The 12,284-nt window shown below is 51.1% G+C and carries 12 protein-coding genes; 10 read left to right on the top strand and 2 right to left on the bottom strand.

What is annotated here, in order from left to right; genetic code table 11:
* Positions 1–138: 138 nt before the first annotated feature.
* From ACPV3A_RS03205 to ACPV3A_RS03175, 7 genes are all read left to right on the top strand, one after another.
* The gene (locus ACPV3A_RS03205; RefSeq protein WP_426198122.1) at positions 139–1,527 is read left to right on the top strand and encodes a four-carbon acid sugar kinase family protein; all 1,389 of its coding nucleotides are present in this window, start codon (positions 139–141) and stop codon (positions 1,525–1,527) included.
* Positions 1,528–1,548: 21 nt separating this feature from the next.
* The gene (locus tag ACPV3A_RS03200; RefSeq protein ID WP_426198121.1) at positions 1,549–2,205 is read left to right on the top strand and encodes a GntR family transcriptional regulator; all 657 of its coding nucleotides are present in this window, start codon (positions 1,549–1,551) and stop codon (positions 2,203–2,205) included.
* Between the two features lie 54 nt (positions 2,206–2,259).
* A complete protein-coding gene (locus tag ACPV3A_RS03195; protein WP_426198120.1) occupies positions 2,260–3,282 on the top strand; it encodes a zinc-dependent alcohol dehydrogenase in 1,023 nt (340 codons plus the stop codon).
* Between the two features lie 78 nt (positions 3,283–3,360).
* Positions 3,361–4,347: a TRAP transporter substrate-binding protein gene (locus ACPV3A_RS03190; RefSeq protein WP_426198119.1), complete on the top strand. Its 987-nt coding sequence runs from the start codon at positions 3,361–3,363 to the stop codon at positions 4,345–4,347.
* Between the two features lie 30 nt (positions 4,348–4,377).
* Positions 4,378–4,878: a TRAP transporter small permease gene (locus ACPV3A_RS03185; protein ID WP_426198118.1), complete on the top strand. Its 501-nt coding sequence runs from the start codon at positions 4,378–4,380 to the stop codon at positions 4,876–4,878.
* On the top strand, positions 4,878–6,158 hold the full coding sequence (locus ACPV3A_RS03180; protein WP_426198117.1) for a TRAP transporter large permease: 1,281 nt from the start codon (positions 4,878–4,880) through the stop codon (positions 6,156–6,158). Before ACPV3A_RS03185 ends, ACPV3A_RS03180 begins: the two co-directional genes overlap by 1 nt.
* A 77-nt stretch (positions 6,159–6,235) precedes the next feature.
* Entirely contained in the window at positions 6,236–6,898 is a 663-nt protein-coding gene (locus tag ACPV3A_RS03175; protein ID WP_339218964.1) for a class II aldolase/adducin family protein, read from the top strand.
* Positions 6,899–7,021: 123 nt separating this feature from the next.
* Here the strand turns inward: ACPV3A_RS03175 and ACPV3A_RS03170 are convergent, their stop codons facing one another.
* On the bottom strand, positions 7,022–7,576 hold the full coding sequence (locus ACPV3A_RS03170) for an HXXEE domain-containing protein (RefSeq protein WP_426198116.1): 555 nt from the start codon (positions 7,574–7,576) through the stop codon (positions 7,022–7,024).
* Positions 7,577–7,735: 159 nt separating this feature from the next.
* A complete protein-coding gene (locus ACPV3A_RS03165; RefSeq protein WP_426198115.1) occupies positions 7,736–8,335 on the bottom strand; it encodes a TetR/AcrR family transcriptional regulator in 600 nt (199 codons plus the stop codon).
* 319 nt (positions 8,336–8,654) lie between these two features.
* Here ACPV3A_RS03165 and ACPV3A_RS03160 point away from each other — a divergent pair, with 319 nt between their 5' ends.
* The 3 genes from ACPV3A_RS03160 (at position 8,655) to ACPV3A_RS03150 (ending at position 11,843) form a co-directional block, all read left to right on the top strand.
* A complete protein-coding gene (locus tag ACPV3A_RS03160) occupies positions 8,655–9,587 on the top strand; it encodes a carbohydrate ABC transporter permease (RefSeq protein WP_426198114.1) in 933 nt (310 codons plus the stop codon).
* Positions 9,584–10,408, top strand: a complete 825-nt coding sequence (locus ACPV3A_RS03155) for a carbohydrate ABC transporter permease (protein WP_426198113.1) — start codon at positions 9,584–9,586, stop codon at positions 10,406–10,408. Before ACPV3A_RS03160 ends, ACPV3A_RS03155 begins: the two co-directional genes overlap by 4 nt.
* Positions 10,409–10,481: 73 nt before the next feature.
* Entirely contained in the window at positions 10,482–11,843 is a 1,362-nt protein-coding gene (locus ACPV3A_RS03150; protein WP_426198112.1) for an ABC transporter substrate-binding protein, read from the top strand.
* Positions 11,844–12,284 lie beyond the last annotated feature (441 nt).

Raw genomic sequence — 12,284 nt, 5'->3', positions numbered from 1 at the left:
AGGTCAGTCAAAGACGGTTTTCGCAATGATATTTCTCACGTCAAAACGAAAAGGTGGTTGACATTTGAAAGCGCTGCAAATACAATAAGTCTCAAATAGATCTATGATAGATCTATCATAGATTCGGGAGGGACAAGCATGAACCACAATGAGCTGCTGCTTGCTTTCTATGGCGATGACTTTACAGGTTCAACGGATGCGATGGAGGCGCTGGCCCGAAGCGGTTACCGCACGGTATTGTTTCTGGAAGCTCCTTCGCTTGATCGGCTGAAAAAGTTTGAAGGCATCCGTTGCATCGGGGTGGCAGGTACAAGCCGAGCCAAATCTCCGGAGGATATGGAGGCCGAGCTCCGGCCGGTATTTGAGAAGCTGTCCATGAGCGGCGCGCCGCTCGTCCACTATAAGACATGCTCCACCTTCGACTCTTCGCCCGAGGTTGGCAGTGTCGGCCACGCGATTGGGGTGGCAAGAGACTATTTTCCAGATCAGGTGACGGTTCCGCTGCTGGTCGGCGCGCCCCGCCTTGGACGTTATACGCTGTTTGGCCAGCATTTCGCGAAAATGCATGATACGGTGTACCGTCTGGATCGGCATCCCGTCATGTCGAAGCACCCTTCCACGCCGATGCATGAGGCGGATTTGCGTCTTCATCTTGCGCAGCAGACGGCGGATTCCATAACTTTAATGGATATTGTAGAACTGGATGGAGACAACGATACGGTTCTTCGCCGATATCGTGATAAACTGGGGGAGAAGCCGGGAATTCTGCTGTTTGATGCCTTGGATGAGGACAGGCTCAAGCGGTGCGGCCAGCTGATTCAGGATAAACCCGAAGGGGCGGGGGCATTCGTTGTCGGGTCGTCCGGCGTCGAATACGCTTTGGCTGCCCATTGGGATGAGCTCGGACTTGCTTCTCCTTCGTCGGAGAATAACAAACCTGATGCGACCATTCGGCCAACCGATGCCATTCTGGTAGTGTCCGGGAGCGCTTCACCGGTTAGTCAGCTTCAGATTGAGCGTGCGATAGCCGAAGGGTATCACGGCATGCGTATTACGCCGGCCATGATCGGGGGTACAGATGATGCTGCCCGGCTGGGGCTTGTCCAGCAAGCGGTGGATAAGCTCCAAGAAGGACAAAGCGTGGTGCTCTACACGGCGCTGGGCCCCGAGGATGAAGCGATCGGTGAGACACGAACACGGTTGAAGACCATGGGACTATCCGGAGCGGAAGCGGGCGAGTACATCGGCAGAAGCCTCGGGAAGTTAACCAAGCATGTCATGGATCAAGCCGGGCTGCGCCGAATTGTCATTGCTGGGGGAGACACCTCCGGTTTTGTCACCAGCGAGATGGGTGCTTACGGGTTGGAGATGATATGGGACGTATCCCCGGGGGCTCCGCTGTGCAAGGTATATTCGGACGACGCAAGCCTGGACGGTCTGGAATTGGCTCTTAAGGGCGGACAGCTGGGATCGCCGGATTATTTTATCAAAGTGCGGGATGCCGGTTTTCCTGAACCGGATCAATAGCCAAGATAGGAGAATACACGAATGACGATGGATAAAAGCAAAGGGGCAGCTTCTTCTCTTCTGTTAAAAGATGTGGCCTATAACGAGATTAAGGAAAGCATTCTGAACGAGAAATTCGAGCCGGGTCGATTCTTGTCCGAGCGAGAATTGATTGAGCTGCTGGGAATGAGCAAGACGCCGATCAAAGCGGCGTTGACGCGTCTGGAGACAGAGGGCTTTGTCACCGTTTCCTCGAAGCAGGGCATCATCATCAATGATCTATCCGTGAACCGGATTGTAGACATATACGATCTGCGGATTGCGCTGGAGACGTTCAACTGCCAGCAGATCGAATCCAGACTCACGCCTGAGCAGGAGAAGGAGCTGGAGGGCAATCTTGCCGAAACTGCCGACATTGTCAGCCGGCTTGATGTCAAAAATTTCGCTCAAGCCGACCATGATTTCCACTTGATCATTTGCGAATGTACGGGCAACCAGGAAATACACCGGGTGCTGCTGAACTACCATGATCATCTGCAGCGAATCACCCGCCGGCATTTGCGGAAGGATCCGCACCGGATGGAGAAGTTCCTGGAGGATCACTGGAAGATCTATGAGGCGCTCATGACCGGCAAGGAGAGCAGCGCCGAGGTGATGCGCAAGCATTTGCAGGAATCGAAGCAAGCGCTTTTTATATAACAGAGAGATACGGGATCAGACCGCCATCTTGAATGACTACAAGGGGGAGAGACAATGAAGGCTGTATATGTGGAGGATGCGTACAAAGTTGTCGTTAAAGACGTGGACGTACCGGAGATCGGGGCAGGGGAGGTTCTGATCCGGGTCAAAGCCGCCGGCATTTGCGGATCGGATATTCATACCTACAAGGGACTGCACTTGTTCCGGAAGCCGCCCGTCATTATCGGCCACGAAGTGTCCGGCGAAATCGTGAAGGTGGGTAAGGACGTCACATCCTTTCAGATTGGTGATCGGGTAACCGTGGAGCCTCAGGTCGGCTGCGGCAAATGCGATTACTGCTTGACGGGCAGAACGAATTATTGCGCCGAGCGGGGAGCGCCGGGCTTGAAGGGCTGGTATGGCTCGATGGCCGAGTACTTTGCTGCGCCGGAAGCATGCGTATTCAAACTGCCGGATCAGCTGGATCATGAGCTGGGTGTGCTGGTTGAGCCCTTCGCGGTAGGGGTCCATGCGGTACGCAAGGCCGGGATCGAAGTCGGAGACAAGGTCGCTATTCTCGGTGCCGGACCGATCGGGCTGCTCGCCATGACGGCTGCGAAGGCTGCCGGTGCTACAACGCTCATGGTGACCGACGTCATGGATTATGCGCTTGAATCCGCCAAAGTGATGGGGGCTACCCACACTTTGAACATTCGCGGCAAGGGACGCTGGACCGAGGAAGCGAAGGTGGAAATTGCCGGCGAATTCGATAAGGTACTGATTGCAGCCGGGGTCTCCGGGATCGTGGATGATGCCCTTGCCTTGCTTCGCAAAGGCGGCCGCTGCGTAACGATAGCCATGTTCCATGGCACGCAAACCTTCGATATCGTGAATCTGCAGCAGACCGAGAAGGAGATTGTGGGCTGCATGACGTACACGCGCGAGGATACCATTTCCGCCATCGATTTGTTGGCAAGCGGAGCGGTGGACGCCAGAGCCGTCATTTCCCATCGGCTGTCTTATGAAGATGCCGCGGAAGGGTTCCGCCTGGTCGACAAGAAGGAGGACTCATCCCTGAAGGTCATCGTCACCTTTTAATTACCAACATTTCCCCGCAGCTTCTGCTTCTAGTGGCGGAGGCTGCAGGAACTTCATATCAGATTGGGGGAACGACAAATGTGGAAAAGACTCGCAGTTGTCATGGTGGCTGCACTACTCATTGTAAGCGCTTTATTTATAACGAAGCCGAATACGGATGAGGGCCCGATCAAGCTGAGGCTCGGTCACATAACGGGCGAATCCGATCCGTGGCATCTGGGCGCGCTTAAATTTGCGGAATTGGTGAAGGAGAAAACGGGCGGTGAGATCGAGGTAGAGGTGTATGCCAGCTCGATGCTCGGGAATGACCGAGACCTGATCGAAGGGATGCAGATCGGATCGGTGGATTTTGCCCTGCCGGCGGGCGTATTATCGAATTTCTACAGCCCTTATGCCATTTTGGAGCTGCCGTATTTGTTCCGGGACAAGCAGCATTTGGAGAACGTGCTGTATGGGGATGTCGGTAATGAACTGAAGCAGAGCCTGCTGGATAATGCCGAGGTCCGCGGTCTGGAGTTTTGGATGAGAACCCCGCGCGAGTTGACTGCTAACAAGAAGATTGAAACGCCAAACGATCTGCGCGGCTTGAAAATCCGCGTGCCGGAGATTCCGGCTTCCATTGCGGCTTGGGAAGCAATGGGGGCGACGCCGACGCCAATGGCCTTTGGCGAAGTTTATTCATCGCTGCAAACCGGGGTTATTGACGCACAGGAGAATCCGGTTGCTTTTACAGCCAGCTCCAAGATTCAGGAAGTCCAGAAGTATATGATGATGACCGATCATGTATACGGTTACGTGATGCTCGCGATGAGTGAAGTGACGTATCAACGCTTGAATGAGTCTCAGCGTCAAGCTGTTGAAGAAGCGGCCAAAGAAGCGACGGAATACGAGAATCAGCTGGTCTTTGAACAAGAAGAGCAGATTATCAATGAGCTTAAAGAATTCGGTACGGAGTTCGTGGAAGTGGATAAGGGGCCGTTCGAGGCGGCAGCTAAATCTGTGCATGAACGCTTTGCCAACATGTACGGAAGAGAGCTGTACGACAAAATCATCAATACGCCATAACCATTTTTTCTTCAAGAGGGGGGATAAGCCATGCGGCAGACATTAAAAGCAATCGATACGCTAAACAAACTCGTGGGCATCGCAGTGGCCATGATCCTGGGTGTCATGTCCATCCTGATTATCATGCAGATTATTTACCGGATTGTCGGGTATCCGCTTCACTGGTCCGAGGAGCTTGCCAGATACTTGATGGTTTATCTTGTATTTCTGGGTTCCTCGCTGGCGCTGCGTCATCATCGTCTGGTAGCGATCGAGCTGCTGCCGGAGCTGGTGAGTGAAGTCAACCGAAAGGTGATTCGAATCATGGTCATGGCGATATGCATCGTGTTTTTCATTCTATTGCTGGTCCAGGGCATCGACATTCTGGGCCGGGTCTCCGTGCAATCGTCGGCAGCGATGGGGCTTAGCATGTCGATTCCTTATGCAGCCATTCCGATTGGAGCGGTGCTGCTCATCATGAATGCGGTAGCGGTTATTCTGGAAACGATCGTGTCCGATGCCGTTCCGCAAGCGAAGGAGGAAGGATTATAATGCCTATCGTACTGTTTGGATGTCTGATCCTGTTCTTCGCCATCAGTGTTCCGATTGCCGTTTCGATGGGGATGGCGTCGGCTGTAGCAATCTGGTGGGAAGGCGGTACGCCGCTGCTTGTACTGGTCCAGCGTTCGTTCACGTCTACGGACTCATTCCCGCTGATGGCGATTCCCTTCTTCGTGTTCGCGGGTACCTTGATGGAATTTGGCGGGATTTCCAGACGATTGGTGAATCTGGCGAATGCACTTACAGGCCATTTGCCGGGCGGACTTGGACTAGTAACAATTGTAACCTCGATGTTCTTTGCCGCCATATCCGGTTCCTCCGCGGCGGCAACCGCGGCGCTGGGCAGCATCCTGATTCCGGCCATGATCTCCCGGGGTTATCATAAGAACTTTACGGGGGCTCTTCAAGCGACGTCCGGTGAGTTGGGGGTTATCATTCCGCCAAGCATTCCGTTGATTCTATACGGAGTAGCAGCCGAAACTTCCATCGGCGATCTGTTTATGGCGGGTCTCATTCCGGGAATCATGATTGGTTTATCGCTGATGATTGCCGTTTATATTATCGCGAAACGAAAAGGCTATGCGCGCGAGAAGAGAAAGACGCCGGCAGAAGTATGGCAGGCCTTCAAGGAATCCTTCTGGGCCGTCCTTATGCCGATCATCATTCTTGGCGGAATTTACGGCGGAATCTTTACGCCGACCGAAGCCGCGGGCGTTGCCGTTGCGTATGCATTCATTGTCGGTGTATTTGTGTATAAGGAGATTAAATTCTCCAAGCTGATAAATATTCTAACGCAATCCACGATTACGACATCCGTGATTATGTTCATCATTGCAAGCGCGGGGTTGTTTAGCTGGATCATGACGCGTGAAGGAATTCCCCAGGCGGTTGCAGGTTTCTTCGTGAACATATCCGATAACCCGATCGTGTTCCTGTTACTGGTCAACGTGTTCCTGCTGATCGTGGGCATGTTTATGGAATCCAATGCGTCGATCATTATTCTGGCACCGCTGCTGGCGCCGGTAGCGGCCGAATTCGGGATCGATCCGACGCATTTCGGGATTATTATGATCGTCAACCTGGCGATCGGGATGTGCACGCCGCCGCTCGGCATTAATCTGTTCATATCGGCCCAGATCGCAAAGATCCGGCTGGATCAAATTACAAGGGGCATGGTGCCGTTCTATATTGTGTTGATCATTGACCTGATGCTGATCACGTATCTTCCGCAATTGTCGATGTTCCTGCCGAATCTGCTAGGCGGTAAATAGGAAGCACGTTAGTTGATGTTCATCTAGCAAGCGATTTATGGAGAAGTATCCAGACTTTATTACAGGAGGTAGATGTCATGGCTAGTGTAGAAACGATTAGAAAAGAACTGCAGCACACCGGTAAATATATGATGCAATATGACCTCGCGTGGGGCAATGCGGGGAATATCTCCGCCAGAACGGAAGGGGACCGTTATGTGGTGACGGCCAGCGGGACTTTCCTTGGCGAACTGGAGGAAGCAGACTTGATCGAATGTGATCTGTCCGGGAACGTGTATGGGGCAGAAGGGCGCAAACCGTCCAAAGAAACGCCCATGCATCGGGCGATTTACGAAAGCCGTCCGGAGATCGGTGCGGTGCTCCATGCTTCTCCGTTCTATACTACGCTGATTGCCTGCTCCGACCTGGAGCTCCCGTCCAATATGTTCGTCGAGACGATGTATTATCTTGAGCGAATCGAACGTGTGCCTTACTATCACCCGGGAAGTGACGCGCTGGGCCAGGGCGTCCGGGAAAAGGCAAAGCTCGCCAATGTGCTGCTCCTCGAGAACCACGGTGTAGTTATTTATGACACGTCCATTCGCGAAGCGCGGATGGCCTTGCAAACGCTGGAGATGGCCAGCCGCATGCTGATTACTTCGATGAGCGCCAAGGTGGGGATTCAGGGTCTTGGACCGGAGACGGAGCGGGAATTTCTGGAGAAGGCGGGTTATAAGCCTAGACGCAATTGGAGTTTGTAGGATTTGCGAAAGAGTTGAGAAGAATGCTTCCGGATGATCCGGAAGCATTCTTTTTTGAGATTCAATAAGATGCGCCTTGAACGTTGAGTAGTCGCTTTTCTTCTACATATCGCTTGTCGGAGCCTACATATTTATGCGGGGTGGCGCAATGCGTTTTCCAAGCGTCAGACCCGTCCATACCAGCAGCAGGGTGATCGGCAGGGCGATGATGGTTCCGAGGGTGAGAGAAGTCATATCTATGATGTCTGCATGGAGGAGGTGATAGAGCGCATAAATCCCGTAAGGAATTTCAAGGAGGGCGGCTGTAATGACACCCGGGGTGTATGCCGAGAGGGCGATCGACGCGCCCACATGTTTCACGCCATCCAGCAGGAACACCGTGACAAATCCCGCGAACAGCGCATTGAATGGACTGCCGATGTCGAAGTTAAGAGACGTAAGGAGCGTTACGCCGGTGAGAATAAAGCCAATCAGCAGAACGGCAAAGGTGAATTGCAGGGTGATATTTTTATCCCACGGAGTGGAGACAGGCGAGATTTTGGATAGCACAGGGTTATTCTTGTTCTTCCTGAGCCACCGTTCCATCGTGGCAATCTCTTCTCCATCGTGAATGAAAAATACAACCGGCAGCAGCCACAATATCATGACGATACTCCAATCTGACATGAATGACAGCATGATCTTCATTTCTCCCTTCAATCTAACAATGTTTTCGATATCTATATAAACTGAGTGTGCACTCAAATTCAAAGGATAAAAGAAGCTGATGCAGAGATGCTGGTTCTGTTCTGCGATCAGCTTTTCTATTCAATCCTTCCTGTAATGAACACTGGCGGCTTAGGAATCTTCAGTCAAACCATGCATCAGCAGCCGAACGAGCTCGCGAATATACGATTCGTCCCCAAGAGGGAGCGTTTCCTGTCCGAAGCGGGCATGGAGCATGCAATAGACCAGGATGGAGGAGGTCATCATCATCATCGCGGTCTGAACCGTATGTTCTGGTTGATGCTTCGATCCCGCCGCCTGTTTGAGTATGCTGCTGCCTGCTGTCCCAATACCTCCGATCAGCTGTGATACCTCATTCGATACCTCGGCATCCTTTATGAGTTCCGGTGACCAAATGAGCATTAGATAATCCATGTTTGTCCTGAGGAACCCAAGGTATGCCAAGCCGAATTGAAACAAGGCCTCCTCCGCAGGAAGCTTCGACAATTCCCCCGCCTCCTCCTGAAGCTGTGTAACAAAGGAAAAATTGTTTACAAGGTAGAGCAGCAGCTTCCGCTTATCTCCGAAGTGGTAGTAGATCAGCCCTTCGGCAACGCCGCTTTCGGCGGCAATCTCTTTGGTTGTCGTCGCATGATATCCCTGATGGGAGAACAGCTTCAGAGCAGCGTTCAATATCCGTTCCTTCTTGGTATTTCGATTGGTTGTAGTCATAGGCAGATGGCTTCCTTTATCATGTAATGACGAATCTTAAAAAAACTGAGTGTTTACTCAATATCACAATCGTTTCCCAAGTATTGTCAACTTTCGAAATATCAAGGCATGGAATGTTCTAAATTTTCATTGTTATTGATAATAATGAAGGGAGGATGGTTAAGAGCATCTGCATATGTGATGGAGAAGAGGAGAATCACATTAATTGCTTGTCTGTTTTTCGGCATGCAGTTTATGTGTTTTTTTGTTCTCTTTTTTGCGAATCCTTGCGTCTTTTCGAATGGCAAAGCAGAAATTTTCGAAGAAAGGGGAATGTCGGTTGTCTAGTAATGAAAGCGTTTTACATGGCAAGAAACCTAAAAGCACAGCAGTAAGAAAAAGGCTCTGGGGTGAGCATGCTTTAGCTTATGGATTTCTGGCACCCTCCATCATCTTGTTTATGATGTTCTTGTTCTACCCGATGCTGAAATCGGTTTATCTCAGCATGACGATAACGGATCCGCGGGGTCAGGTTGTTGAATTTGTATGGTTGGAGAATTTTATCCGGCTTCTATCAACCGATTCATTCTATAAGAATCTTGGCGTAACGCTGATGTTTATTTTGTTTACCGTGCCCACCTCATTGATCTGGTCGCTGTTTCTTGCCGCCATTACCCACAACAAGCTGCGAGGGATGAAGGTGTTTCAGTTTGTTTTCTCACTGCCGATTGTCATTTCCGTCGGGACCGGCTCGATTATATGGTTTCTGTTGTTTCATCCTACGGCGGGCATGCTGAACTATTTTCTAAGCTTCGTTCATCTGGGGCCGATCCCTTGGTTAACCGATCCTTCCTGGGCTCTGATCTCGATCTCGATCATGACGATCTGGATGAACATGGGGTTTCTGTTTATTGTGCTGTCCAGCGGTTTACAGGGAGTTCCGGAGGAAATCTACGAAAGCGCCAAAATGGACGGCTCCGGGCCGATCCGGACCTTTATCCAAATCGTACTGCCGCTGCTGTCGCCCACGATTTTCTTTGCCTTGATAGTATCGGTTATCGGTGCATTTCAAGCCTTCGGGCAAATTCACATTCTGACCAAGGGAGGCCCGATCAACTCTACGAATGTCATCGTTTACTCCATTTATCAGGATGCCTTCGTCAATTTCCGGTTTGGCATCGGCAGCGCACAGGCTCTGATCCTGTTTGCGATTATTCTGCTCCTTACGCTGCTGCAGTTTAGAGTTCTGGAGAAGAAGGTGCATTACCAATGACCCTGCGCGGAATCACGTCCATGTTCACCTATCTGCTGCTTATCCTCCTGTCGTTGATTGTGTTATATCCGCTCATCTTTACGGTGTTCTCATCCTTTATGACCGAGAAGGAGGTAGCTAATTTTCCACCACCGCTGTTCCCGTCGAGCTTCTATCTGGGCAACTTTACGGAGGCCATCTCCGGCTTCCCGATCATTCGCTTCATTCTGAACAGCTTCATCGTCTCGACGGCCATCATGATCAGTCAGGTTATTACATCGAGTCTGGCTGCATACGCGTTTGCATTTTTGAATTTTAAGGGCAAGGCACTGCTGTTCGGACTCTTCTTGTCAACGATGATGATTCCTTGGGAAGTCACAATTATTCCGAATTATCTGACCATTAAGGATTGGGGCTGGATGGACAGCTACCAGGGATTGATCGTGCCGTTTATGGCAGGGGCTTTTGGCGTGTTTTTGCTGCGCCAGTTTTTTCTGCAGCTTCCGCGTGAGCTGTTTGATGCGGCCAAAATCGACGGATGTGGTCATATCCGCAGCTATTTGTCCATGGTGCTGCCGTTGTCCCGGTCTTCCATTGCCACCTTGGCGGTGTATACCTTCCTCACGCACTGGAATCACTTTTTGTGGCCGCTTTTGATCACGAATCAGGCCTCGATGCGAACCGTACAGATCGGGGTGGCTATGCTGCAGCATGCTGAGGTAATGTCATGGAACCTGATTCTGGCCGGCGTGACCATCGTGCTGATTCCTTCCTTTGTGCTGCTGGCTTTTGGCGTCAAACAATTGGTGCGCGGAATTACCGCTGGCGCGTTGAAAGGTTAGTGCGGTGGTTGACCTGTCATATGCAGGTTTATCATAGGATGCATTTTACGAACGAAAGGGGAAGGAATCACGGATGAGAAGAAGAACGAGGCTGGTAAGTATCTTGTTAGCTGCGATCATGCTGCTGGTTAGTGCATGTAACATTAACATGGGCGAGGAGCCTGAAAAGGGGACGGAACCCGTACCAAAGACGGAGGCTGGCACTCAAAAAGTGGTGTTCTGGCATGCGATGGGAGGAGCGACAACCAAGGTGGTTGATCAATTAGTCGCTAACTTTAACGCTTCGCAGGACAAGGTGCAGGTAGAGGCGGTGTATCAGGGAACCTATGATGACCTGTTAAGTAAACTGAAGGCGTCGATGGATACAAACGAGGGACCGTCCGTGGTCCAGATGTACGAGATCGGCAGCCGGTTTATGATCGATTCCAAACTAATTACACCCATGCAGGAGTTCATCGATGCGGATCAGTGGGATGTGTCGCAGCTGGAACCTAACATCAGCGGGTATTATACGTTTGATGATAAGCTGTATTCCATGCCTTTCAACTCCTCCAATCCGATACTGTATTACAATAAAGACCTGTTTAAGGATGCAGGGCTCGACCCGGAAAGTCCGCCCAAGACGTTTGAAGAACTGAAAGTCGCGGCAGACACGATATCGAAAAAAGGGAAAGCGGTAGGGGCGAATTTTGCTATATACGGCTGGTTTATGGAGCAGTTGTTTGCTAATCAGGGTGCGGAGTATGTGAACAACGGCAACGGCCGGGATGATCTGGCGACCGAGTCGCTCGTCAATACCGAGCCTGGCGTAAAGGTGCTGACTTGGTGGAAGGATCTGATCGACTCGAAGGCAGCCAATAACCTGGGACGTAAAACCGATGATTCCAAGAAGGCATTTTCGGCAGGTCAGGTCGCCATGATTCTGGACTCAACCGCAGCCTTGAAGGGACTTGTGGATAGTGCCGAAGGCAAGTTTGAAGTAGGCACAGGCTTCCTTCCGAAGCCGGAAGGAGCGGGAGAAGGTGGTGTTATCGTGGGCGGTGCAAGCCTGTGGATGATGAACAGTCGTCCTGAAGCAGAGCAAAAAGCCGCATGGGAGTTCATTAAATTCCTAACCTCTCCATCGGAACAGGCATACTGGCATATCAATACCGGGTACTTCCCGATTACCACGAAGGCGTATGAAGAAGAAAGCGTAAAGGAGAATCTGAAGAAGTTCCCGCAATTCCAGACGGCCATTGATCAGCTGCACCAGACGAAGCTGGTTAAAGCGACCCAAGGTGCTGTGATGGGCGTATTTCCCGAGGCAAGACAGATTGTGGAAGGTGCGATTGAAGAGGTGCTGAACAACAAAAAGTCACCGCAGCAGGCACTGGATGACGCAGCAAAAGAAATTACGACCAAAATCCAGGATTATAACCGTACCGTGAAATAGCATAGATGGGGAGCCTCAAACTCAGGAAAGACAGGGAGTAACAAGCCGATCCATCAGGATCGGCTTGTTGGTTCGTGGCATGATATGCTCAGCCAACAAACGATTCACCGGCAGTTTCGCCTAAGCGATACATTCTTAGAAAGAAATCCACCTCAACCGCAAGCGACGGAATCATGATTACCTGCGTTCTCTTGAGGCCATACTGGTGGTGTTTGAGTTTACAAAAGAAACGCGAAAGCGTATACTCAGACAAAATAACCGTTAATTATAGTACCTCACCGAATAACAGCTACTTCGCAAGGAAATACCCTTCCTCGTGTTAACACTCACATTTAGGGCGTATATAACGTTATTCCAAGCTGAATGCCCCTATCCCGGCAAGAATGCGATTAATCGCGCTTATCGGATGGAGGGCGTTTTTTCATATCGTGGCGAACATAG

The organism is Paenibacillus sp. Dod16, assembly GCF_049893405.1.
Taxonomy (GTDB): Bacteria; Bacillota; Bacilli; order Paenibacillales; family Paenibacillaceae; genus Paenibacillus_AQ.
Note: the sequence above shows the minus strand (reverse complement) of the source record. Positions and strands in the feature narration are given on the sequence as shown.